Origin of the sequence: Shimia sp. R9_3 (genome assembly GCF_017743755.1) — a bacterium.
Taxonomy (GTDB): Bacteria; Pseudomonadota; Alphaproteobacteria; order Rhodobacterales; family Rhodobacteraceae; genus Shimia.
Window position 1 is genome coordinate 371,354 of the sequence record NZ_JAGHRP010000002.1, and the last position, 21,434, is coordinate 392,787.

The 21,434-nt window shown below is 59.3% G+C and carries 26 protein-coding genes and 1 tRNA gene; 14 read left to right on the plus strand and 13 right to left on the minus strand.

The window, feature by feature from the left end; all coding sequences use genetic code 11:
* Positions 1-8 precede the first annotated feature (8 nt).
* The 5 genes from J7412_RS06310 to fabI form a co-directional block, all read right to left on the minus strand.
* Positions 9-1,184, minus strand: a complete 1,176-nt coding sequence (locus J7412_RS06310; protein ID WP_209077896.1) for an aminotransferase — start codon at positions 1,182-1,184, stop codon at positions 9-11.
* A 311-nt stretch (positions 1,185-1,495) separates the two neighbouring features.
* On the minus strand, positions 1,496-2,014 hold the full coding sequence (gpt, locus tag J7412_RS06315) for a xanthine phosphoribosyltransferase (RefSeq protein ID WP_209077897.1): 519 nt from the start codon (positions 2,012-2,014) through the stop codon (positions 1,496-1,498).
* 79 nt (positions 2,015-2,093) lie between these two features.
* Complete coding sequence (locus J7412_RS06320) at positions 2,094-2,855, minus strand: murein L,D-transpeptidase family protein (RefSeq protein WP_209077898.1); 762 nt, start codon at positions 2,853-2,855, stop codon at positions 2,094-2,096.
* Positions 2,855-3,469 carry a LysE family transporter gene (locus J7412_RS06325; RefSeq protein ID WP_209077899.1) on the minus strand — a complete coding sequence of 205 codons (615 nt, stop codon included), beginning with the start codon at positions 3,467-3,469 and terminating at the stop codon, positions 2,855-2,857. The genes J7412_RS06320 and J7412_RS06325 overlap by 1 nt, the downstream gene beginning before the upstream one ends.
* Entirely contained in the window at positions 3,466-4,284 is an 819-nt protein-coding gene (gene fabI, locus J7412_RS06330; RefSeq protein ID WP_209061147.1) for an enoyl-ACP reductase FabI, read from the minus strand. The genes J7412_RS06325 and fabI overlap by 4 nt, the downstream gene beginning before the upstream one ends.
* 126 nt (positions 4,285-4,410) lie before the next feature.
* Between fabI and pdxH the strand changes: the two genes are divergently transcribed.
* From pdxH to J7412_RS06355, 5 genes are all read left to right on the plus strand, one after another.
* Positions 4,411-5,016, plus strand: a complete 606-nt coding sequence (pdxH, locus tag J7412_RS06335; protein WP_209077900.1) for a pyridoxamine 5'-phosphate oxidase — start codon at positions 4,411-4,413, stop codon at positions 5,014-5,016.
* 97 nt (positions 5,017-5,113) lie between these two features.
* On the plus strand, positions 5,114-5,671 hold the full coding sequence (locus tag J7412_RS06340) for a cold shock domain-containing protein (RefSeq protein WP_209062042.1): 558 nt from the start codon (positions 5,114-5,116) through the stop codon (positions 5,669-5,671).
* A gap of 59 nt (positions 5,672-5,730) precedes the next feature.
* A complete protein-coding gene (locus J7412_RS06345) occupies positions 5,731-6,165 on the plus strand; it encodes a DUF192 domain-containing protein (protein ID WP_209078323.1) in 435 nt (144 codons plus the stop codon).
* Positions 6,166-6,210: 45 nt separating this feature from the next.
* Positions 6,211-6,287, plus strand: a tRNA-Pro gene (locus J7412_RS06350).
* Positions 6,288-6,449: 162 nt separating this feature from the next.
* A complete protein-coding gene (locus tag J7412_RS06355) occupies positions 6,450-6,827 on the plus strand; it encodes a hypothetical protein (protein ID WP_209077901.1) in 378 nt (125 codons plus the stop codon).
* Between the two features lie 14 nt (positions 6,828-6,841).
* Here J7412_RS06355 and J7412_RS06360 read toward each other — a convergent pair whose 3' ends face one another.
* Positions 6,842-7,444, minus strand: coding sequence for a LysE family translocator (locus J7412_RS06360; RefSeq protein WP_209077902.1), 603 nt, complete (start codon positions 7,442-7,444; stop codon positions 6,842-6,844).
* Between the two features lie 35 nt (positions 7,445-7,479).
* Entirely contained in the window at positions 7,480-7,944 is a 465-nt protein-coding gene (locus J7412_RS06365; RefSeq protein WP_209077903.1) for a DUF2000 domain-containing protein, read from the minus strand.
* A gap of 143 nt (positions 7,945-8,087) precedes the next feature.
* Between J7412_RS06365 and J7412_RS06370 the strand changes: the two genes are divergently transcribed.
* Positions 8,088-8,564 (plus strand): Lrp/AsnC family transcriptional regulator, encoded by a 477-nt coding sequence (locus J7412_RS06370; protein WP_209077904.1) that lies wholly within the window; start codon positions 8,088-8,090, stop codon positions 8,562-8,564.
* Between the two features lie 19 nt (positions 8,565-8,583).
* Here the strand turns inward: J7412_RS06370 and J7412_RS06375 are convergent, their stop codons facing one another.
* The 3 genes from J7412_RS06375 to J7412_RS06385 form a co-directional block, all read right to left on the minus strand.
* Positions 8,584-9,402, minus strand: coding sequence for a DUF2189 domain-containing protein (locus J7412_RS06375; protein WP_209077905.1), 819 nt, complete (start codon positions 9,400-9,402; stop codon positions 8,584-8,586).
* 216 nt (positions 9,403-9,618) lie between these two features.
* Positions 9,619-10,233 (minus strand): hypothetical protein, encoded by a 615-nt coding sequence (locus tag J7412_RS06380; protein WP_209077906.1) that lies wholly within the window; start codon positions 10,231-10,233, stop codon positions 9,619-9,621.
* 12 nt (positions 10,234-10,245) lie between these two features.
* A complete protein-coding gene (locus tag J7412_RS06385) occupies positions 10,246-10,452 on the minus strand; it encodes a cold-shock protein (protein WP_209061130.1) in 207 nt (68 codons plus the stop codon).
* Between the two features lie 400 nt (positions 10,453-10,852).
* On the opposite strand from J7412_RS06385, the gene J7412_RS06390 reads away from it, so the two are divergent.
* Together J7412_RS06390 and preA are read left to right on the plus strand one after the other, a co-directional pair.
* Positions 10,853-12,175, plus strand: coding sequence for an NAD(P)-dependent oxidoreductase (locus J7412_RS06390; protein WP_209077907.1), 1,323 nt, complete (start codon positions 10,853-10,855; stop codon positions 12,173-12,175).
* A 17-nt stretch (positions 12,176-12,192) separates the two neighbouring features.
* Positions 12,193-13,497, plus strand: coding sequence for an NAD-dependent dihydropyrimidine dehydrogenase subunit PreA (preA, locus tag J7412_RS06395; protein ID WP_209061125.1), 1,305 nt, complete (start codon positions 12,193-12,195; stop codon positions 13,495-13,497).
* A 93-nt stretch (positions 13,498-13,590) separates the two neighbouring features.
* Here preA and J7412_RS06400 read toward each other — a convergent pair whose 3' ends face one another.
* Complete coding sequence (locus tag J7412_RS06400; RefSeq protein WP_209077908.1) at positions 13,591-14,208, minus strand: TetR family transcriptional regulator C-terminal domain-containing protein; 618 nt, start codon at positions 14,206-14,208, stop codon at positions 13,591-13,593.
* 87 nt (positions 14,209-14,295) lie between these two features.
* Positions 14,296-14,931 carry a TetR/AcrR family transcriptional regulator gene (locus tag J7412_RS06405; RefSeq protein ID WP_209077909.1) on the minus strand — a complete coding sequence of 212 codons (636 nt, stop codon included), beginning with the start codon at positions 14,929-14,931 and terminating at the stop codon, positions 14,296-14,298.
* 155 nt (positions 14,932-15,086) lie between these two features.
* Between J7412_RS06405 and J7412_RS06410 the strand changes: the two genes are divergently transcribed.
* A complete protein-coding gene (locus J7412_RS06410; protein WP_209077910.1) occupies positions 15,087-16,337 on the plus strand; it encodes a Zn-dependent hydrolase in 1,251 nt (416 codons plus the stop codon).
* A 169-nt stretch (positions 16,338-16,506) separates the two neighbouring features.
* A complete protein-coding gene (gene hydA / locus J7412_RS06415) occupies positions 16,507-17,964 on the plus strand; it encodes a dihydropyrimidinase (RefSeq protein ID WP_209077911.1) in 1,458 nt (485 codons plus the stop codon).
* A 5-nt stretch (positions 17,965-17,969) separates the two neighbouring features.
* On the opposite strand, the gene J7412_RS06420 is transcribed toward hydA, so the two are convergent.
* Positions 17,970-18,386, minus strand: coding sequence for a cupin domain-containing protein (locus J7412_RS06420; protein ID WP_247738653.1), 417 nt, complete (start codon positions 18,384-18,386; stop codon positions 17,970-17,972).
* 32 nt (positions 18,387-18,418) lie between these two features.
* Here J7412_RS06420 and J7412_RS06425 point away from each other — a divergent pair, with 32 nt between their 5' ends.
* From J7412_RS06425 to J7412_RS06440, 4 genes are read left to right on the plus strand one after another with little or no spacing between them, the layout of a single operon-like run.
* Positions 18,419-19,222, plus strand: a complete 804-nt coding sequence (locus tag J7412_RS06425; RefSeq protein ID WP_247743795.1) for an ABC transporter ATP-binding protein — start codon at positions 18,419-18,421, stop codon at positions 19,220-19,222.
* Positions 19,215-19,646, plus strand: a complete 432-nt coding sequence (locus J7412_RS06430) for a GNAT family N-acetyltransferase (protein ID WP_209077912.1) — start codon at positions 19,215-19,217, stop codon at positions 19,644-19,646. The genes J7412_RS06425 and J7412_RS06430 overlap by 8 nt, the downstream gene beginning before the upstream one ends.
* Positions 19,643-20,575, plus strand: a complete 933-nt coding sequence (locus J7412_RS06435) for an ABC transporter permease subunit (RefSeq protein WP_209077913.1) — start codon at positions 19,643-19,645, stop codon at positions 20,573-20,575. The genes J7412_RS06430 and J7412_RS06435 overlap by 4 nt, the downstream gene beginning before the upstream one ends.
* On the plus strand, positions 20,572-21,417 hold the full coding sequence (locus J7412_RS06440; RefSeq protein ID WP_209077914.1) for an ABC transporter permease: 846 nt from the start codon (positions 20,572-20,574) through the stop codon (positions 21,415-21,417). The genes J7412_RS06435 and J7412_RS06440 overlap by 4 nt, the downstream gene beginning before the upstream one ends.
* The last annotated feature ends 17 nt before the right edge of the window (positions 21,418-21,434 follow it).

The window sequence follows — 21,434 nt, forward strand, 5'->3', positions numbered from 1 at the left end:
CGGGCGGCTTAGTAGGACACGGCTGCGAGGCGGTCAAACAGCACGCCAATTTCGGCGCGGTTCACGTTGGCAAAGGCGATGCGCAGGGTGCGTGCACCGGCGGGATCACCTTCCGGCATGAACATGGTGCCGGGCAGGGTCAGGATGGCGTGATCGCGCACCAGATTTTGCGCCAGTTGATCGCTTGGCATGTCAAACGGATGGGCAAAATAGGCAAAATACGCGCCTGCGCCCTGCAAAACCCAGCCTTTTTTTGTGAGTTTGGGCAGGTTGTCTTCGATCGCGGCGCGGCGGTCGAGGATCTCAAGGCGCTCGCCTGCCAGCCAGTCGGTGAGGTTCTGCATGCCCCAGAGGGCGGCGTGTTGGCCAAGCTGGTTGGGGCAGATGGTGACGGTGTCCAGAAACTTCTCCGCTTCTGCCAAAAGCGCCGCGCTGCTGATCATCGCGCCGACGCGGTGGCCGGTGAGGCGGTAGGCCTTGGAGAAGGAATAGAGGTGGATCAGCGTGTCCGGCCACTCCGGATCGGAAAAGAGATCATGGGGCGCGCCGTCGCGGGAATCAAAATCGCGGTAGGTTTCATCCACGATCAGACGCAGCCCGTGGGCTTTGGCGAGATCATACATGGCGCGCACCAGATCGGCGGAATATTCCACCCCGCCCGGATTGTTGGGGGTCACAAGCGCAATGGCGCGGGTGCGCGGGGTGATCAGGGCGGCGGCGGCCTCTGCTGTGGGCAACAGATCATCGCCGGTATTGAGCGGCACTGCCGTCACGCCCTGCATATCGAGCCACATTTTGTGGTTGAAATACCAGGGGGTTGGCAGGATCACCTCATCCCCTTCACCAGCGATGGCGGCAAGGGCCGCGCTGAAGGCCTGATTGCAGCCTGAGGTGATGGCAACCTGATCTGCCGCTATAGGCGCGCCGTAAGCGCTGCTCCATTGGGAGGCCACTTCGCTGCGCAATTCAGGCAGGCCGAGCACGGGGCCGTAAAGATGCGCCTCCGGCACGTTGATTGCGGTGTCGGCAATGTGGCGGCGCAGAGCCTCAGGTGGCGGGGCCACCGGGGCGGCCTGACTGACATTGATGAGCGGCTTTTCATCCGTGAAGGCCACACCCTCAAGCCAGCGCCGGGCCTCCATCACGGGAGGAGCAAAAGTGGCGGTGGTGCGGGAGACGGTCATGGCGGCATCCTGAGATCAGAGGTGGGGCCAACCAAGGGGCGCAGAGCGCGGAGGTCAGCGGCTTTCCCCGCAGAAAAGCCGCCAATTCAAAGATGTGCAAGCAGATGTTTGCTCGAGTGTCGTATCGGGAAGGGGCCAGCCCCTTCTTGGCTGCGCCAATTCATCCCCGGAGTATTTTTGGCAGAATGAAAGGGGTTTCCTCTTGCCGAAAATATCTCGGGGGTGAACCGCGTCTTGGAATGTGTCCAGTGGACACATTCAGCGGTGAACGGGCGGAGCCCTCAAAAACTCCCCAAGCGCGACAGGCGTGATCAGTCTGTGCCGCGATAAGGCTCGACGTATTGCAGCGCCATATCCCACGGGAAGAAGATCCATGTGTCCTGGCTCACGCCGGTGATGAAGGTGTCGACCTGCGGCTCGCCCTGTGGCTTGGCGTAAACGGTGGCAAAATGCGCCTTGGGGTAGGTCTCGCGCACCAACTCAAGGGTTTTGCCGGAATCCACCAGATCGTCGATGATCAGCACACCTTCGCCGTCGCCCATCAGCTCGGCATCCGGCGCTTTCAGGATCTGCGCTTCGCGGCGCTGATCGGCTTTGCCGCCGCCGGAGTGGTAGGATTTCACGGAAATCGTGTCGACCACGCGGATGTCGAGTTCGCGCGCCACGATCATCGCTGGTGCCATGCCGCCGCGGGTGATCGCGACAATCGCGCGCCATGCGCCGTCATCGGGGCCTTTGCCGTCCAGACGCCATGCCAATGCCCGGCTGTCGCGGTGGATTTGATCCCAGCTGATGTGGAAGCCTTTTTCGTGTGGCAGACGCTCGCTCATGGTGGACTCACCCCTTTGTCGCAGATTTCGGGTCTTCTAGCAGAAGCGCTTTGTTGCGCAAACTGTTTGATGGTGCGGGCTATGGCGTGACGACATAGCCGCCATTTTGCACGGAGATGCGCGGCGGTTGCCCGGTTTGGGCAAAGGCGTGGTAGGCGGGGGCGAGGCTTTGCCAGTAGTCATGCCAGCGGTGATCACTGGCTGCCTGCATACGCGCCTTGGTGGGGCGGAAGGGAAAGGCATGCACCGGCACAAAGGCTTGTCCGCCGTTCAAAGCGGCCTCCACGGTGACGTAGATTTCCTCGATCATCGGATCGGTCATGGCGTAGCAGCCGATGGAGACGCAATCGCCGTGCACCATGAGATAGCTGCCGGTGCGCCCCTGTGCGCGGTCATAGGTGTTGGGGAAGCCGAGGTTGAAGGAGAGGTGAAATCGGCTGTTCGGGTTGAGCGCGGCTTTGCCCACGCGGTAGAACCCTTCCGGCGATTGCCGGTCACCTTCCTTGAGCTTGGGGCCAAGCGCGCCGGAGTGGTTGCAGATCGGGTAGGTTTTAAAGAGCTGATAGGGGCCGCTGTCTGATTGCAGCCAGAGTTCGAGCTCTTGCTCTTCTTTGAAGATGCGAATGTAGCTGGGCGCGCCCAGATGGCTGCCAGCCTCGGCCATGGCTGCAGCGAGGCGCGGCGTCTGGTAGCGGCGGATTTCGGAAATGCCGGAGCGGGGGGAGCGCAGATCCGGTTGACTGCCTGGCACAGGAAGCAGTGAGAGGATCTGGGGTTTGAAGTGTAGGGCAAGCAGCGCAAGCGCGCTGCATGCCACAAAGATTGCAAGCAGGCGGCGCATCAGAGCGCTGCGATTTTCACGCCCAGGGCTGCGAGAAGCCCGCCAAAGATACGGTCGATCCAGTGTTTCAGGCCGACATAGACCTCGCGGGTTTTGCGCAGGGAGAACAGGCGCGCCACCACGGTATTCCAGAGAAATTCGCCAAGGAAGATGCAGATCAGCAGGAGCACCAGAGCCGGGGTGGTGGTGCCCGCAGGCACGGTGCCCACAAAGACCGCGCCAAAGAAGACTGCAGGCTTTGGGTTGGCAAGCTGGGTCCAGATGCCAAGACGGAAGGCTGACCAGAGCGTGGGCAGGGCGGCTGCGTCTTCGGTGTCCTCCAGAGGCACATCTGCAGCACGCCACATCTTGATGGCGGTCCAGATCAGGAAGGCGGCGCCACCGATTTTCAGGGCGGTCAGCAGGAAGGGGGCGTATTCAAACAGAAGTGCCAGACCAAAGAGCGCGGCGCTTGCCCAGAAGACCGCGCCAAGGCCAATGCCTGCGGCCAGCGCGGCACCGGTTTTCAGACCGTCGCGCAGACCGACGCGGGCAGCCATGAGAACAGCGGGGCCGGGGCTGATGGCGGCCATGAGGCAGAGCGAGATGGTCGCGATAAAGGCCGTCAGGCTCATTTGCGGCCCACCACTGCGTCGATGTCAGGGGCATCAACGGCCTTCATGCCAACCACATGATAGCCCGCATCCACGTGCAGGTTTTCACCGGTGACGCCGCTGCCGAGATCAGACAACAGGTAAAGCGCGGAGTTGCCCACATCCTCAATGGAGACATTGCGGCGCAGGGGCGAGTTGAGCTCGTTCCATTTCAGGATATAGCGGAAATCGCCAATGCCGGAGGCCGCGAGGGTTTTGATGGGCCCGGCGGAGATCGCGTTTACGCGGATGCCGTCTTTGCCAAGGTCTTCTGCGAGGTACTTCACGGAGGCTTCCAGCGCGGCTTTGGCCACACCCATCACGTTGTAGTGCGGCATGACCTGCTCGGCGCCGTAATAGGTCAGCGTCAGGGCAGAGCCGCCCTCCTTCATGAGCTTCTCAGCGCGCTGCATCACCGAGGTGAAAGAGTAGACCGAGATGTCCATGGTCATCAGGAAGTTGTCTTTGGAGGTGTCGACATAGCGGCCGCGCAGCTCGTTTTTGTCCGAAAAGCCGATGGCATGCACAATGAAGTCGAGCTTGCCCCATTTGGCCTCGATCTCGGCAAAGGCCGCATCAATGGAGGCCGCATCAGAGACGTCACAATCAATCAGCGTGTCCACGCCCAGCTGTTCCGCCAGAGGGGCCACACGTTTTTTGAACGCGTCCCCCATGTAGGAAAAGGCCAGTTCCGCGCCTGCGTCGGCGCAGGCTTTGGCGATGCCCCAAGCGATGGATTTGTCGTTGGCCAGGCCCATTATCAGGCCACGTTTGCCCGCCATGAGGTGATTTGACATACCGCACTCCCAGTCCCAATTCGTTATTGCTGACCTTTAGGCGATTGCCCATGGTGCATCAAGAGCTTCACAAAGCATCTAATCGGCACCATATGCGGTGTGGCCCAAGGCGAGCGGAGAGGGAATATGACTGATCGTACCGGGATATTTGCGGGGGATGACCCGTTTGAGATTGCGCGGTCCTGGCTGAAAGAGGCCGAGAAGAGCGAGCCCAATGATCCGAATGCGATTGCGCTCTCGACGGTGGACGCAAGCGGGATGCCCAATGCGCGTATGGTGCTGCTCAAAGACATCGAGGATGCGGCTTTTGTGTTTTACACAAACTACGGCAGCGCCAAGGCGCAGGAAATCGACAGCGCGGGGGCGGCAGCCTTTGTGATGCACTGGAAATCCCTGCGCCGTCAGATTCGGGTCCGAGGACACGTATCGCGCGAAGAGGGACCTCAGGCGGATGCTTACTTTGAGTCGCGCAGTTTGAAGAGCCGACTGGGGGCCTGGGCCTCCAATCAATCCCAACCGCTCAATTCTCGCGCAGAATTGATGGCAAAAGTGGCAAAAGTGACCGCAACCCATGGCCCAAGCCCCAAACGCCCTGATTTTTGGGGTGGTTACCGCATCATACCGACCGAAATCGAGTTTTGGGCGGATGGGGCGTTTCGTCTGCATGATCGCTTCCGCTGGACCCGTGAAGCTCCTGAAAAACAGTGGGAAATTGCCCGTCTCAACCCGTGATGAATTTTTGCCGCATCTGGCAAGCGCATGAAATGCAAGATATTTTTGAGCTTGCCGATTTGGTCCTGATGCAGCAATGATGAACCTCATCATGGGGATGATACAAACTAAGGTTGAGGCATTGAGTACTCTAGAGAAAGACACCACACGTATCTTTGGCGTGGTGAAATGGTTCGATCCGGTAAAAGGATTCGGCTTTATCGTATCTGACGATGGTGGTCCGGATATTTTGCTTCATGCGAACGTTCTGCGCAATTTTGGTCAAAGCTCTGTCGCCGACAATTCGGTGATCGAAGTTTCGATCCAGGTCACCAACCGCGGCGCACAGGCCGTCGAGGTGCATAAGATCGAAGCCCCCGAAACCGAAACCCCCGTTGCCCTGGCAGATTTCGAAGGCATGGACCTGAGCGAGATTCGCTCCACGCCTCTGGAGCCGGCACGTGTGAAATGGTTCGACAAGGGCAAGGGCTTTGGGTTCGCCAATGTTTTTGGCAATTCTGAAGACATCTTTCTGCATATCGAGGTGCTGCGCCGCTCCGGCCTGGCAGACCTCCAGCCAGGTGAAGCCTTGGCGTTGCGGGTGATCGACGGTAAACGTGGTCGCATGGCAACCGAGGTATTGGCGTGGGAAAACGCAGCGTTAGAGCTCTCCTAAGACCAACTGGCGCCGGACGTAGGGTCGGCGCCGTTTTGATCGCATTGGCAGTGGCTGGCATGATGCCAGAGCGGGCCGATGCACAAAGTGCCTGTCGAGAAGACACCCTTTGGCTGAAAGGGGACTGGGGACAGGCGCGATTCTCCGTAGAAGTGGCAGATACGTTTGATGAACGTGCGGTGGGGCTGATGAATCGCCGCGCCATGCCTGCGAGTGCGGGCATGATTTTCATTTATGAGCAGACCGGCCCGGTGGCGTTCTGGATGAAGAACACGCTGATTCCTCTCGATATGCTGTTTGCGGATGAGACAGGTGTCATTCAACACATCCATCACGAGGCGATTCCTCTGGATGAGACCCCGATTCCGGGTGGAGAGGCCATTCGTTACGTCTTGGAAATCAATGGCGGAATGGCAAAATCTCTAGGAATTACAAAGGGAAGCGTGATGCGGCACCCAAATTTTTTACAAGAAATCGCAAAGTGGCGTTGTTAGGGGTTTTCATTCCCGAACAGTGGGGGTAAACGGTGCTCCACGGTCCGGGGCGTAGCGCAGTCTGGTAGCGCACCTGTTTTGGGTACAGGGGGTCGCAAGTTCGAATCTTGCCGTCCCGACCATGTTTCCTCTGAGAGGAAAAGAAAAAAGGCGTCACCTTCGGGTGGCGCCTTTTTCTGTTTGAGGCCTGCGGGGATCGTGCTGCCTGTGGCCTGCAATCTCGGGCGCGAAGCCTGCTGTTGCCGCCCCTTGAAGCGCAGGGCGCTTTGCCTAAGCTCCGGTGCATGAGTTTTTTAGAGATTTTGCCCGCGCTTTATTTTGCCGCCTGTCTGGCGGTGATCGGATTTCAATTTGCGCTGCTCTTTGGAGCGCCCTGGGGGCGGATCACGCAGGGTGGTCAGCATGAGGGCGCTTTGCCTCTGTCCGGGCGGATTGCGGCGGCGGTCTCTGTGGTGATTCTGCTGGGGATGGCGGTGGCCATCACCTCCGCTGCGGGTTGGCGGCCCCAATGGCCGATCTGGACAAGTTGGGTCGCACTGGGCGTGCAGGGGCTTTCCTGTCTGGCCAATTGGATCACACCATCAGCGCCGGAGCGGCGGCTGTGGGGGCCGATCACCTCAGCGATGCTGGGGATGGCCGCAGTGATTGTCTGGGTGCAGTAAACAGACCTTAGATTTCATCTGTTGAGCATCAAGCCCGCTCCCAATGCGCCGAGGGCAACAGCGCTGAGACGATCCAGAGGCCGCTTGATAGTGCGGTAGCCGTCGCGCACCTTTTGGCGGCTGAGACCAAAGGCCATGGCGGCATAGAAGCTCAGCTCAAAGAGAAAGTGGTTTGCAATGATGAGGGCGGTCTCTGATCTGCTCAGCGCTGGCGGGAAGATCGTGGCCAGAATGGCGGCGGCGAAGACCACGGTTTTGGGGTTGAGCGCGTTGATCATCACGCCCTGGCCAAAGGCTTGGGATGCGGGTTTAGCGACGGTCGCCAACGGTGCGCCCGCACCGCGCCACATGTGGTAGGCGATATAGAGGATATAGAGGCCGCCGCAGGCGCGCACGGCGGTATCGGCCCATGGCATCCAGTTGAAGACAAGATCCAGCCCCAGCAGGGCGGCCGCGGTCCAGAGCGCGCCAACCAGCCCCAGCCCTAGGCCGGTGGCGATGCCCGCCCGGATGCCGGAGGACAGGGTGTTTTGCATGGCGACAACGAAGGCCGGGCCAGGGCTGAGGATTGCGGCCAGCAGGGCGGCGTTGAAGAGGAGCAGATGTGAGAGGTCCATGGGCTTTGCTTTTGGTCTGAGTGCGCGGGGCGGTTTTATCGGAGAAGCTTCAGCGCGCCGGTGAGGGACTTCACAAGTTTTGTGGGGCCGCAGAGGCCGACGCCGCTGAGCGGTTCGGTGGCAAGGGCGCGCTGGGGGAATGCCGCCTCATAATCGGCACAGGAATGCAGCTTGCGGGCAAATTCGGGGAAGGCCACCAGCGTAAGGTTCGCGCGGTGGGCTTGCGCCTTCTGGATGATCTCAAACATCTGGGCCGCACTGGCCTGAAGGATCGGAATGGGGCGGTCGGCGGAGTTCAGGATGGTCACGCCATTGGCATCTGACAGCGGGACGTTGCCGATTCCCGGGTGTGTCGCGCCGAGGCCTGCGGCAATGGTGGCAACCGTGTTGGCGAGGTGCCCGGTTGGCAACTCGGGTGAGGCGATGATGGCAAGGCGCAGATCGCCGGTGCCATGCAGGGGGAGGGCTTGGACTGGGAGCGGCGTGGTGTCGTTTGGCATGGTGTCTTCATGATATTTTCCGGAAGAACAGCATCATTGAGGCGGGTGATCTGCATCTGATTGTATTTAGGTTTGTGGGTTTTTGGGTAAGATCTACCTTTTATGGGCAGCATCGGGTAGGAAATGCCAAAAGGAGTGAAAGCATGGGACAGGGGCAGGATCCGCTTGATGCGGCGGACAAACGGATATTGGCAGCGCTGCAGGCCGAGGGGCGGTTGAGCAATGCGGATCTGGCGGAGGCGACGGGCATGTCCACTTCGCCGTGCTGGCGGCGGACGCGGCGGCTTGAGGAGCAGGGCTATATCAAGGGGTACCGCGCCGATATTGACCGCAAGCAGATCGGGCTGGGCGTGCTGGTGTTTGTGACCATTCAGATCGACACCCATTCAGCAGAAGAGGCCAGCGCTTTTGAGAAGGCGGTGGCGGATTATCCGCAGATCGTGTCGTGCCATTCCATCGGCGGGAATGCGGATTTTCTGTTGCAGGTGGTCTGTCAGGATCTTGATGCCTATGCGGAATTCTCGATGACGCATCTGCGCCGGATGCCGGGGATCAAAGCGATGGAGAGCAGCTTTGCGCTTAAGGAGATCAAGCCGCACAGCGGCTGGCCGATGTTGTGATCTGTGCGCGCGTTGAGACTCAGCTGCCCTCGGGCGGCACAGCGCGCTGATAGAGGTGCCATGTGGTGTGACCAAGGATCGGCAGGGTGACGATCAGGCCGAGAAAGGCAGGAAGCAGCGAGAGCAGCATGGTGGCAGAGATGATGGCCGCCCATGTGAGCATGACAAGTGGATTTTCCGTGACTGTGCGCACCGAAGTCAGCATGGCGGTGACAAAATTTGTCTCACGATCCAGCAGCATGGGCATGGCCACCACGGTGACAGCAAAGAGCGCGGCAGAGAGGCCCGCGCCGACACAGCTGCCCACGGCCAGAAAGGTCCAGCCTTCCGGCGTGAAGAAGACCGTTGTCAGAAAGCCGTTGAGGTCTGAAAACGAGGCGTTTTTGAGGATGATCGCCAGCCACAGCCGCACCTGATAGACCCAGACCCAGAAGATGAAGAGGGTGACAAAGGCCATCCATCCCATCTCGCGTTTGCGCTGATGGGCCATGACGGTGAGGATGTCGGACCAGCCAAAGGGCTCTCCCTTCTGTCGGCGGCGGGAGATCTCGTAAAGGCCTGCGGCTGCGAAAGGTGCCACCAGCGGGAAGCCGACAATGGCGGGGATGATCATCCAGATCTGGTTGAGCCAGAGCAGGCACCAGACCATCAGCAGGCCAAAACCCACATAAAACAGCCCGAAGAAGCCGCTGAGGAGCGGTTGGGCGCAAAAATCGGCGTATCCAGCTTTGAGCGCGGCGGTGATGTCGGCTGCGGTCACCTTGTTGACCTTGAGCACGCTCTGCGGGCGCGGTGCCAGATTGCCCGGCGGGGTGGGGTCTGCGGTTTCGGACGTCATGACACACTCCTCCCAAAGCTTGCCTTTGTGCCGGGTGGTCTGAGGACCGCTCCGGCAGTGACGCGGTGATCCTCCCAGTCGCGCGCCTATAGGAAGAGTGTGCATGAGGGAGGCGTTTGGAGCAAGGGTTGGGGGAGGCGGGCCCGCGAAGAGTCTCAGATAGATGGCAGGGTTAACTGTATCCGGGGACAGTAGGCATTGAATTTTGCGATCTTGCTAAATGCCGAGATCTAGAACAGCTCCGGATATAGCAGAGACCCCTGAAAAGAAAGATATCAGGGTTAACACAGCGAGAAGTAGGGCGAGTAAATGGAGTGTTGTGCGCACTCGCAGCAACCACTTTTGACTTGGCTGAGCTTCTACAAAGGGGTTTTTCCAAGTGTATCTGGTGTCGCTAAGCAGGTCAGTGTCGAGCATGTTGATGAGGTAGGCCAACGCCGCTGTGGTGGCAGCAAATCCGACGCCGTATGAGAACAGTCTCAGGGCGGCAACAAACTCAATGGCGTTCACCGCTTCGCTATTTCCGCTTTCGATGGTTCCGATAAATGCCAGTAACGCGACGACGGCGCCCCCGTTGACCAAAAGAATGGATCTGATGGCAATATTGGCCGACTCGATCGCCGCCTTGCGTGAATCAGCGATCATGCTGTCGTTTCGATCGTGTGCGCGGAGCGCGTGCTCCAATTCGATTTCAGTTGTTTCTTTATTCACTTGCATTTGACCTTTCATGTGGTTGCAGAGCGCTTTCAGGCCACGCGCGCGCCAGTCAAGCTCACTCCCCCCCCAAAAAAAACAAAAAAGGCGCTGCGGATGCAGCGCCTTTTTCACCATAAGGTGGCAGCCTTAGAGCAGTGCCAGATCTACGGCGCTTTCGCGGCCGTCGCGGCCTGCGCGCAGCTCGTAGCTGACTTTCTGATTGTCAGCCAAACCGGTCAGCCCGGAACGCTCTACAGCAGAAATGTGCACGAACACATCTTTGCCGCCTTCGTCCGGTGCAATGAAGCCGAAGCCTTTGGTGGTGTTGAACCATTTGACGGTGCCTGTGGCCATCGTCGTCTCTCCTGATCTTATGCTGTCCACGGAATGCAACAGCGCGGCTTGGTCACATGATCGAATGACTGAGCCAGATAGCGGAGCAGAAGGTCGAAGATGAAAACTTAGCACGTCCATCTGAAGGGGGTATCGCCGTATTGCAAGGATTTTCGTGTAACAAGCCAATGAAAACAGGGTCTTTTTAGTGATATTTTGCCGCCTGTCGGCATCTTTGCGCTCAAAAGCAGGAAAATTTCCCTCTTGAGTTGAGTGTCTGTATTTTGGGCGGCTGCGTAAAAAATGCACAAGCACTGGGGAGGTGCTTCTTAAATTTGACCGCTCGGTAAAAAATGATTGATTGATAAAAAAGCCTGTGCCAGCCTGATTGCGTAGCCAAATAGGTGTCTGGGGAGGTTTTATGTCCAACACACTGTTCAGCAACGGCATCCAAGCAGGGCGTTTGAACTCTGCGGAACTGGCCGAAAATTTTGGGGATTTGCACCCCCGCTTTGACGATCACGAGGCGCTTGTCGCGGCGGATCGCTGTTATTTCTGTCACGACGCGCCCTGCATGACGGCCTGTCCGACAGACATCGATATTCCACTGTTCATTCGCCAGATCGCCACCGGCACGCCGGAAGCGGCGGCCAAGACGATCTTGGATCAGAACATTCTGGGCGGCATGTGCGCCCGTGTGTGCCCGACCGAGACACTCTGTGAGCAGGTCTGTGTGCGCGAGACAGCGGAGGGCAATCCGGTGGAGATTGGTCGCCTTCAGCGCTACGCCACAGATGTGCTGGTGGATGCGGGTGTGCATCCGTTTGAGCGTGCAGCCTCCACCGGCAAGAAAGTGGCCGTGGTGGGCGCGGGGCCTGCGGGCCTGTCGGCAGCGCACCGTCTGGCGATGCATGGTCATGACGTGACCGTTTATGACGCGCGCAATAAAGCGGGTGGTCTGAACGAATTTGGCATCGCGGCCTATAAGTCTGTCGACAGCTTTGCGGAGCGCGAAGTGGATTGGCTGCTGAAAATCGGCGGCATCACCATTGAGACCGGCAAGAAGCTGGGTGAGGGGCTGTCGCTCGACGGCCTGAAGGACGAGTTTGACGCGGTGTTCCTTGGCATTGGTCTGGGCGGCGTGAACGCGCTGGGCGTGGATGGCGAAGACAAAGACGGCGTGGATGATGCGGTCGATTTCATCGCGGAGTTGCGTCAGGCCAAAGATCTCACCCAAATGGAAATCGGGCGTGATGTTGTGGTGATCGGCGGCGGTATGACGGCGGTGGATGCCGCTGTGCAAGCCAAGCTGCTCGGCGCGCTGAACGTGAGCCTTGTCTATCGCCGTGGCAAAGACCGGATGAATGCCTCGGAATTTGAGCAGGATCTGGCGGCTTCCAAAGGGGTGCGGATCATCACCAATGCCTCGCCCAAGGCGGTGATCGGCAATGGTGCGGTGCGCGAGATCGAGTTTGAGTACACCGACAATGACTTGAAGCCGACCGGCCAAAGCGTGCGCTTGGTGGCGGATCAGGTGTTCAAGGCGATTGGTCAGACACTGGAAGGCGACGGCCTGCCAGCGCTGGAGTGGGGCAAGATCAAGGTTGATGAAACCGGTCGGACCTCTGTGGAGGGCATCTGGGCCGGTGGCGACTGTGCCACGGGTGGCGATGACCTGACCGTGACCGCCGTAGCCGAGGGCCGCGATGCGGCCGAAGACATTCACGCTGCACTGTCGGCGTAAGGTAGGAGATAAGCGATATGGCCAATCTCGAAAGTGATTTTGTAGGGATCAAATCCCCCAACCCGTTCTGGCTCGCGTCCGCGCCGCCAACGGATAAGGAATACAACGTGCGCCGCGCCTTTGAAGCAGGCTGGGGTGGCGTTGTTTGGAAAACGCTGGGGGCGGAAGGCCCGCCGGTGGTGAACGTCAACGGCCCGCGTTATGGGGCTATTCACGGCGCAGACCGGCGCCTGCTGGGGCTCAACAACATCGAGCTGATCACCGACCGTCCTCTGGAGGTGAACCTTGAGGAAATGGCGCGGGTGAAGCGGGACTATCCTGATCACGCGCTGATCGCCTCGGTGATGGTGCCGTGCGAAGAAGATGAGTGGAAGCGCATCCTGCCGATGATCGCGGAAACCGGCTGTGACGGGTTTGAGCTGAACTTTGGCTGCCCGCACGGGATGGCCGAGCGTGGCATGGGCTCCGCTGTGGGACAGGTGCCGGACTACATCGAGATGGTGTCGCGCTGGTGTAAGGAGGCCACCGACCTGCCGGTGATTGTGAAGCTGACGCCCAACATCACTAATATTCTTTACCCAGCCGAAGCGGCGCTGCGCGGCGGGGCGGATGCGGTGAGCCTGATCAATACGATCAACTCCATCACCTCGGTGAACCTTGATGCGATGAGCCCGGAGCCGATGATTGACGGCAAAGGCACCCACGGCGGCTATTGCGGCCCGGCGGTGAAGCCGATTGCGCTCAATATGGTGGCGGAGATTGCCCGTAACCCTGAGACGGCAAAGCTGCCGATCTCCGGCATTGGTGGCGTGACCACATGGCGCGATGCGGCAGAGTTCATGGCGCTGGGCGCGGGCAACGTGCAGGTTTGTACAGCGGCGATGACCTATGGCTTTAAGATTGTTCAGGAAATGATCTCTGGTCTGTCCCAGTGGATGGATGAGAAGGGCTATACCTCCACCGCGGATTTTGTCGGCATGGCGACACCCAATGTCACCGACTGGCAGTATCTGAACCTCAATCACGTGACCAAAGCGGTGATCAATCAGGATGATTGTATCAAATGCGGTCGCTGCTATGCGGCCTGTGAAGACACCAGCCACCAGGCGATTGAGATGTCTGAGGACCGTGTGTTCACCGTGAAGGATGATGAATGCGTGGCCTGTAACCTCTGCGTCAATGTGTGTCCTGTGGAGAATTGCATCACCATGCGCACGCTGGATGCGGGCGAGATGGATGAGCGCACAAACACGCCGGTTGCTGCGGAATATGGCAACTGGACCAGCCATCCGAACAACCCGACCGCGACGGCTGCTGAGTAAGGCGTTAAGTCCATATAAAAATAAGCGCCGCTGCAGGAGATGCAGCGGCGTTTTGCGTTTGGTGTGAAGGATTTGCGCGGGCGGCGTGCGGCCTCAGACCGAGAGGAGTTTGCGAAACATCTGGTCGAGGAAAGCGTCTGCGCCGTCGAGCACATTGGTTTCGCCTTCGGTCAGCACCCGCACCTGCGCGTCAAAATCGGCGTAGTGCTGCGTGGTGGCCCAGATCGAAAACAACAGGTGGCGCGGCTCAACCTGTGCCAGACGGCCCTCTGCCACCCATTTGCGGATCAGGGCAGTTTTGCTGTCAAAAAGCGGTTTCAGACCGGTTTGCAGATGCGGCGCCATGCGCGGGGCACCTTGCAGGATTTCATTGGCGAAGAGGCGGCTTTCACGCGGGAACTCGCGGCTCATTTCCAGCTTGCGGTGGACGTAGCTCATGATCTCTTCGAGCGGATCACCATCGGCGTCCATATCCTCAAGCGGATCGAGCCAGGTTTCCATCAGCTGGTTGAGCAGGGTGACGTGAATGTCTTCTTTGCCGCTGAAATAATAGAGAATATTGGGCTTTGACAGACCGGCCTCATCGGCAATCAAGTCGAGCGTTGCGCCGCGATAACCGTGGCTGGAGAACACTTCGAGCGCGGCATCGAGGATGCGTTTGCGGTTGCGTTGCTGGATGCGGCTGGGTTTGCGCGTTTGGGCCTCAGGCATTCGTGATGTTCCATTGCTCTTTGCAAGTGAGGCTACTGGAGGGCGCGGGCGCGGTCCAGTAGGGCAAAGGTTTTGCCGTGCGATTGGTCAGGAAATGGTGCCGATACCGCGCAAAATGATGGCTTTTATGGTGCTTTTTGCCTCTTCCCATTGCGCGTCCGAGAGCGGCGCGCCGTGGTTGAGGGTTTCGATCTGATGGCCGAAGTCGGCGTAATGCTGGGTTGTGGCCCAGAGCATATAGAGCAGCTGGCGCGGATCGATCGGCTGCATGCGCCCCTCAGCAATCCAGCGTTCGATCACCTTGATTCTGCCGTTGGTCCAATCGGTGAGCGTGGTTTCCAGATAATCCTGAATGACCGGCGCGCCGTGCATCACTTCGCTGGCCCAGACCTTGGAGCCGTCCGGGTGGCGGCGCGAGATTTCCATCTTGGCATCAATATAAGCGCCGATGCCGTCTTCCGGCCCTTCGGCGTTGTCAAAGGAATCGGCTGCCTGAAGCCAGATTTCAAAGATGTTCTGAACCACCTGCCGATAGAGTAACTCCTTGGTAGGAAAGTAATAATGCAGGTTTGCCTTGGGCAGACCGGCCACATCGGCAATCAGCTGCATGGTGGCGCCGCCAAAACCCGCCTCGGCAAAGACTTTTTCTGCTGCTGATAAAATCAGCGTTTCCGCCTCTTTGCGACGCAGTTTTTTGCTGTTGGTTGTACGTGTGGAGGTCATGAATGGGGCCTTGAGAAATTTCTTGACCGAATGGTCAGGCTGTGGTGCTCTGAAATTGACCATACGGTCAGGATGGCCGTGAAAGCAAGAGCCCCGCCAGTGAGGGACCGACCCACAAGGGTCAGGAACCCGGGCCGAAAATAGGGAGTGAAATCATGAGTGCACCCGGTGAAAACCTGAAGGTGAATGGCGACCGTCTTTGGGACAGTCTGATGGAAATGGCCAAGATCGGCCCCGGTGTGGCCGGGGGCAACAACCGCCAGACGCTGACCGATGAAGATGCCGAAGGCCGCGCGTTGTTCCAGACATGGTGTGAGGATGTGGGCTGCACCATGGGGCTGGATACCATGGGCAATATGTTTGCCACATATCCGGGCACGGACCCTGAGGCGCTGCCGGTCTATGTGGGCAGTCACCTTGATACCCAGCCCACGGGCGGCAAATATGACGGTGTGCTTGGGGTGCTGGGCGGTCTGGAGCTGCTGCGCACGATGAAGGACCTTGGCATCAAGACCAAACACCCGATTGTTGTGACCAACTGGACCAATGAGGAAGGCACGCGGTTTGCGCCGGCGATGCTGTCGTCGGGTGTGTTTGCGGGCGTTCACACGCAGGATTGGGCCTACGACCGCGAAGATGCGGAAGGCAAGAAATTCGGCGATGAGCTGGCGCGTATCGGCTGGCGTGGCGATGAGGAAGTGGGCGCGCGCAAGATGCACGCGATGTTTGAGCTGCACATCGAGCAGGGGCCTATTCTGGAAGCGGAAGGCAAGGACATCGGGGTTGTCACGCATGGGCAGGGCCTGAGCTGGACGCAGGTGACCATCGAAGGCAAGGATGCGCACACCGGATCGACCCCGATGCCGATGCGCAAGAACGCGGGCCTTGGCATGGCGCGGATTTTGGACAAGGTGGATGAGATCGCCTTTTCCCATGCGCCCCATGCGGTGGGCGCGGCGGGTCATATCGATGTCTACCCGAACTCGCGCAATGTGATCCCCGGCAAGGTGGTCTTTACCGTGGATTTCCGCAGCCCGGAGCTGTCGGTGATTGAGGACATGGAAGCTCGCCTGAAGGTGGAAGGTCAGAAGATTGCCGATGACATGGGCCTCACGATCTCCTTTGAGAAGGTGGGCGGCTTTGATCCGGTGAAGTTTGATGAGGGCTGCGTGACAGCTGTGCGCAATGCGGCGGAGCGTCTGGGGTATAGCCACACCAATATCATTTCCGGTGCGGGCCATGATGCCTGCTGGATCAATCAGGTGGCGCCAACAGCCATGGTGATGTGCCCCTGTGTGGATGGTCTGAGCCACAATGAGGCCGAAGAGATCTCCAAAGACTGGGCGGCAGCGGGCGCGGATGTGCTGTTGCATGCGGTGCTCGAGACCGCGGAGATCGTGGAATAAGCACGGAAGTGCCGGGGGCGCTGTCTCCGGCCACCAAAAATGTGCGGGGGCACTCTCCGCACAGTGATTTGAGTGGGGGCCAGCCCCCACACCCCCGGGATATTTCCCGCAAGAGGAAGCCGGGGGGGAATTGAGCGCATCATGCGCGGGTTATTCAGGGAGTGAAGACATGGCGACGAAAGTCATTAAAAACGGCACCGTTGTGACGGCGGATCTGTCTTATGAGGCGGATGTTCTGATCGAGAACGGCGTGATCATCGAGATTGGCAAAGGCCTCAAGGGCGACGAAGAGCTGGATGCGACCGGCTGTTACGTGATGCCGGGCGGGATTGACCCGCATGTGCATTTGGAAATGCCATTTATGGGCACCTATTCCAGCGATGATTTTGAGAGCGGCACGCGCGCCGGTCTGGCAGGCGGCACCACCATGGTGGTGGATTTCTGTCTGCCCAATCAGGGCGAGAGCCTGCTGGATGCGATCAAGCGCTGGGACAATAAATCCACCCGCGCCAACTGTGACTACTCTTTCCACATGGCGGTGACCTGGTGGGGCGAGCAGGTCTTCAACGATATGAAAACCGTGATCGAGCAGCGCGGCATCAACACGTTCAAGCACTTCCTCGCCTATAAGGGCGCGTTGATGGTGAATGACGATGAGCTGTTTGCCTCTTTCAACCGTCTCGCGGAGCTTGGCGGGATTGCCATGGTGCACGCCGAAAACGGCGATGTGGTGGCGGAGATGACCGCCAAGCTGCTGGCCGAAGGCAATGTGGGGCCGGAAGGCCATGCCTATTCGCGCCCGACACAGGTGGAAGGCGAAGCCACCAACCGCGCGATCATGATTGCTGATATGGCCGGTGTGCCGCTTTATGTGGTGCACACCTCCTGTGAGGAAGCGCATGAAGCGATCCGGCGCGCGCGGATGCAGGGCAAGCGCGTTTGGGGCGAGCCGCTCATTCAGCACCTGACACTGGATGAGAGCGAGTATTTCAACCCGGATTGGGACCATGCGGCACGCCGGGTGATGTCACCTCCGTTCCGCAACAAGCAGCATCAGGACAGCCTTTGGGCGGGTCTGCAATCGGGCAGCCTGAGTGTGGTGGCCACCGACCACTGCGCCTTCACCACCGAGCAGAAACGCTATGGCGTGGGCGATTTCTCCAAGATCCCGAACGGCACCGGCGGGCTTGAGGACCGGATGCCGATGCTCTGGACACATGGTGTGGAAACCGGCCGTCTGACGCCAAATGAGTTTGTCGCCGTGACCTCCACCAATATTGCGAAAATCCTGAACTGTTATCCCAAGAAAGGCGCGGTTCTGGTTGGGGCGGATGCGGACCTTGTGGTCTGGGATCCAAAGAAGACCAAGACGATTTCCGCAAGCAGCCAGCAGAGCGCGATCGATTACAACGTGTTTGAAGCGCAAGAGGTCAAAGGCCTGCCGCGCTTCACCCTGACACGGGGCCATGTGGCGGTGCATGACGGCGAGATCCGCACGCAGGAAGGCCATGGCAAGTTTGTGGAGCGTGAAGCGAACACCACAGTCAACAAGGCGCTGAGCACGTGGAAAGAGCTGAGCGCGCCGCGCCCGGTGCAGCGCAGCGGCATTCCGGCGACGGGCGTCTGATGCGCTTAGGCGGGCACCAGATCCTCAAGCTCGGGCAGGAGGCGCACGCTTTCCTGCTCGTGCGGGTCGGTGCGCGCGATGATGGCGACAGCCTCCACCGTGCCGGTGTTGATCGGCAGGTGGGGCACGCCCGCAGGGATATAGACCAGATCGCCCGGATCGGTTTCCATATAGTGCTCAAGCTTTTCGCCCCAGTACATCGCGGCAGAGCCTTCCATCACATAGATCGCCGTTTCATGGCTTTCATGCAGATGAGCTTTGGCGCGACCGCCGGGCGGGATGCGCAGGATGTGCATGCAGATGCCCTGAGCGCCGGTGGTTTCGCGGGCAATGCCCTCAAAATAGCTGAACCCCTGTTTGCCGGCATAAGTGCCGCCTGGGCGCAGCTTTTGGCATTTGGTGGGCATGGAAGAAGATGTCATGGGGGCGTGCTCCCGAAAAAGGCAATAATGATATGACTATGACAGATGGGGAGAACGGTGTGTCAACCGTGATCAGCGCCAAGAACCTGAGCCTGACCTTTGAGACCAACGATGGTCCGGTGCATGCGCTCAAGGATGTGAACCTTGATATCAAGAAGGGGGACTTTGTCTCTTTCATCGGGCCTTCGGGCTGCGGGAAGACCACGTTTCTGCGCTGTATGGCCGATCTGGAACAGCCCACGGCGGGGGAGATCACCGTCAATGGGGTGAGCCCTGAAGAGGCGCGCAAGAGCCGCGCTTATGGCTATGTGTTCCAGCACGCGGGGCTTTATCCGTGGCGCACCATTGGCGGCAACATTCGCCTGCCGCTGGAGATCATGGGCGTGGACAAGGCCGAGCAGGACAAATCCGTGAAAGAGGTGCTGGAGCTGGTGCATCTGGAGGGCTTTGAGAAGAAGTTCCCTTGGCAGCTCTCCGGCGGGATGCAGCAGCGGGCCAGCATTGCGCGCGCGCTGGCGTTTCACGCTGATATCCTGTTGATGGATGAGCCTTTTGGCGCGCTGGATGAGATTGTGCGCGATCACCTCAATGAGCAGCTTCTGGAGCTGTGGGCGCGCACCAATAAGACCATCGGTTTTGTGACCCACTCCATTCCTGAGGCGGTGTATCTGAGCACCAAGATTGTGGTGATGAGCCCGCGTCCGGGCCGTATTCACGATGTGATCGAGAGCACGCTGCCAAGAGAGCGGCCGCTGGATATTCGCGACAGCCGGGAGTTCATCGATATTTCGCATCGCGTGCGGGATGGCCTGCGGGCGGGGCATGAAAATGACTGAGCTGCACATCAGACGGGCGACGCCTGAGGATGTCGGGGCGATGGCGCAGATTGTCTGTGACTGGGAGGCTGCGACGGAGTGGATGAGCTCGCCTTATGGGCCGGAGGACATCTCCGGGTTTATCCGTGAGGCCATGCCAGAGCGGGAGATGTGGGTCGCGGGGGAACCGATTGAAGGCTATCTCTCCTATGATCCCAAAGCCACCCGCGTGGGCGGACTCTATTGCCGCAAGAGCGGGCAGGGGCTGGGCAAAGCGCTGATGGACAAGGTGAAAGAGGGGCGGGATTTCCTCTGGCTCACCACCCATGAGCCAAATCTGAAGGCGCAGAAGTTCTACAAACGCGAAGGTTTTGTCGAGGTGAGCCGCCATGATGCGGAGCCGCCCAACACGGTGCGTGAAGTGCGGATGGAGTGGCAGCGATGAGAAATCTACTCCCGATTTTGACCGTACTGGCCGCGATTGTGGGCATCTGGTGGTTGGCGGTGGCGCCGATGAATGTGCGCCCGGCGCTGGATATTGCCGAACGGGGCGGCGCGGTTGTGGTGCCGGAAGGCTCGGTGGAACGCCGCGATGTGTCGGTTTTCAAGCTGATGCTCGACAACCCGTCGCTGGTGGCGGCGGGTTATGATCTGAAGCGGCCGCGGCTGCCGACACCGGCGCAGGTGGGCGAGGAGCTGTGGAAGACAACCGGCGCGATGGTCGCGAAAGGGCGGACATGGTCCAAACGCTCGCTGATCTATCATGCTTGGGTGACGCTGCAGTCCACCCTGTGGGGGTTCCTGCTGGGCACCACCGTGGGCATTCTGGGCGCGGTCGCCATTGTCTATAGCCGTGTGGTGGACCTGAGCGTGATGCCTTGGGCGATCATCAGCCAGACCGTGCCGATTGTGGCGCTGGCCCCGATGATCATCGTGGTCTCCAATCAGGTGGGCATCGAGGGACGCGGCGTACCCAAGGCGATCATCTCGGCTTACCTGTGCTTCTTCCCGGTGCTGGTGTCCATGGTGAAGGGCTTGCGCTCTCCGACAGGCGAGCAGCTGGATCTCTTAAAAACCTATAACACCAGTGGGTTGCAGAGCTTTCTAAAGCTGCGCTTGCCGGCAAGTGTGCCCTATCTTTTCACCGCGCTGAAGGTCGGCATTGCCGCTGCGCTGGTGGGTACGATCGTGGGCGAGCTGCCAACAGGTGCGATCAGCGGGCTGGGTGCGCGCATCCTGATCGGGGATCAGTTTGGCACGCCGCTGGCGATCTGGTCAGCGCTGGTCTGTGCCGCTGTGCTGGCCGGTATTCTGGTCACTCTGATTGACATCACCCAGCGGGTCACGCTGCGCAAGATGGGGTTCAACTCATGATCTGGATTGTTGCAATGCTGGTGTTTTGGGCGGCTGCCTGGCGCACCAATGTTTGGCTCGCAAACTCGGCTTATGCGGATATGACAGCGGTGCGCATCTCGGTGCCGGTGCTGTTTGGGATCACCATACTGGTGCTCTGGGAATGCCTTGTGCGTGGCTTTGGGGTCAGCCAGGTGATCCTGCCACCGCCTAGCCAGGTGATGGTGGTGTTTGCCCAATCCACAGACCTTTTGTGGGTGGATTTTGTGCAGACCGTTGTGAAAGGCGCGTTGCGCGGCTTTCTGATGGGGGCGGCGGCGGCCTTTGTTGCGGCGCTGCTGATTGACCGCAGTGCGTTTCTGACCCGTGGTCTGCTGCCGATTGGCAACTTTGTCGCCGCTTTGCCGATTGTTGGCGTGGCACCGATCCTGGTGAACTGGTTTGGCTTTGACTGGCATTCCAAAGCGGCCGTTGTGGTGGTGATGGTGTTCTTTCCCATTCTGGTGAACACCGTGCAGGGCTTGCGCGCCACGGACGCGATGCAGCGCGATCTGATGCGCACCTATGCGGCGGGATATTTCCAGACGTTGCTGAAGCTGCGTATTCCTGCCGCACTGCCTTTCATTTTCAATGGGTTGAAGATTGCCACAACCCTTGCTTTGATCGGTGCCATTGTTGCGGAGTATTTTGGTTCGCCCACGCGGGGCATGGGGTTTCGTATCTCGACCGGCGTTGGCAGTCTTTCAATAGATTTGGTCTGGGCTGAGATTTTTGTCTCAGCACTTGTGGGCAGCGCCTTTTATGGGGTTGTCGCATGGATCGAAAAACGGGTGACCTTCTGGCACCCATCACAAAGAGGTTGAACAACAACCCAAATGAT

Bases quoted from the DNA above. Each gene is read 5' to 3' on its own strand.
- J7412_RS06405 (WP_209077909.1), bottom strand. From the start codon at position 14,931: ATGACCTCCACACGTACAACCAACAGCAAAAAACTGCGTCGCAAAGAG.
- J7412_RS06325 (WP_209077899.1), bottom strand. From the start codon at position 3,469: ATGAGCCTGACGGCCTTTATCGCGACCATCTCGCTCTGCCTCATGGCC.
- J7412_RS06420 (WP_247738653.1), bottom strand. From the start codon at position 18,386: ATGACATCTTCTTCCATGCCCACCAAATGCCAAAAGCTGCGCCCAGGC.
- pdxH (WP_209077900.1), top strand. From the start codon at position 4,411: ATGACTGATCGTACCGGGATATTTGCGGGGGATGACCCGTTTGAGATT.
- J7412_RS06400 (WP_209077908.1), bottom strand. From the start codon at position 14,208: ATGCCTGAGGCCCAAACGCGCAAACCCAGCCGCATCCAGCAACGCAAC.
- J7412_RS06375 (WP_209077905.1), bottom strand. From the start codon at position 9,402: ATGACGTCCGAAACCGCAGACCCCACCCCGCCGGGCAATCTGGCACCG.
- J7412_RS06355 (WP_209077901.1), top strand. From the start codon at position 6,450: ATGAGTTTTTTAGAGATTTTGCCCGCGCTTTATTTTGCCGCCTGTCTG.
- J7412_RS06320 (WP_209077898.1), bottom strand. From the start codon at position 2,855: ATGCGCCGCCTGCTTGCAATCTTTGTGGCATGCAGCGCGCTTGCGCTG.
- gpt (WP_209077897.1), bottom strand. From the start codon at position 2,014: ATGAGCGAGCGTCTGCCACACGAAAAAGGCTTCCACATCAGCTGGGAT.
- J7412_RS06370 (WP_209077904.1), top strand. From the start codon at position 8,088: ATGGGACAGGGGCAGGATCCGCTTGATGCGGCGGACAAACGGATATTG.
- J7412_RS06385 (WP_209061130.1), bottom strand. From the start codon at position 10,452: ATGGCCACAGGCACCGTCAAATGGTTCAACACCACCAAAGGCTTCGGC.
- J7412_RS06410 (WP_209077910.1), top strand. From the start codon at position 15,087: ATGAGTGCACCCGGTGAAAACCTGAAGGTGAATGGCGACCGTCTTTGG.
- J7412_RS06380 (WP_209077906.1), bottom strand. From the start codon at position 10,233: ATGGTGAAAAAGGCGCTGCATCCGCAGCGCCTTTTTTGTTTTTTTTGG.
- J7412_RS06360 (WP_209077902.1), bottom strand. From the start codon at position 7,444: ATGGACCTCTCACATCTGCTCCTCTTCAACGCCGCCCTGCTGGCCGCA.
- J7412_RS06310 (WP_209077896.1), bottom strand. From the start codon at position 1,184: ATGACCGTCTCCCGCACCACCGCCACTTTTGCTCCTCCCGTGATGGAG.
- preA (WP_209061125.1), top strand. From the start codon at position 12,193: ATGGCCAATCTCGAAAGTGATTTTGTAGGGATCAAATCCCCCAACCCG.
- J7412_RS06365 (WP_209077903.1), bottom strand. From the start codon at position 7,944: ATGCCAAACGACACCACGCCGCTCCCAGTCCAAGCCCTCCCCCTGCAT.
- J7412_RS06345 (WP_209078323.1), top strand. From the start codon at position 5,731: ATGATGCCAGAGCGGGCCGATGCACAAAGTGCCTGTCGAGAAGACACC.
- J7412_RS06430 (WP_209077912.1), top strand. From the start codon at position 19,215: ATGACTGAGCTGCACATCAGACGGGCGACGCCTGAGGATGTCGGGGCG.
- hydA (WP_209077911.1), top strand. From the start codon at position 16,507: ATGGCGACGAAAGTCATTAAAAACGGCACCGTTGTGACGGCGGATCTG.
- J7412_RS06340 (WP_209062042.1), top strand. From the start codon at position 5,114: ATGATACAAACTAAGGTTGAGGCATTGAGTACTCTAGAGAAAGACACC.
- fabI (WP_209061147.1), bottom strand. From the start codon at position 4,284: ATGTCAAATCACCTCATGGCGGGCAAACGTGGCCTGATAATGGGCCTG.
- J7412_RS06390 (WP_209077907.1), top strand. From the start codon at position 10,853: ATGTCCAACACACTGTTCAGCAACGGCATCCAAGCAGGGCGTTTGAAC.
- J7412_RS06435 (WP_209077913.1), top strand. From the start codon at position 19,643: ATGAGAAATCTACTCCCGATTTTGACCGTACTGGCCGCGATTGTGGGC.
- J7412_RS06440 (WP_209077914.1), top strand. From the start codon at position 20,572: ATGATCTGGATTGTTGCAATGCTGGTGTTTTGGGCGGCTGCCTGGCGC.
- J7412_RS06425 (WP_247743795.1), top strand. From the start codon at position 18,419: ATGACTATGACAGATGGGGAGAACGGTGTGTCAACCGTGATCAGCGCC.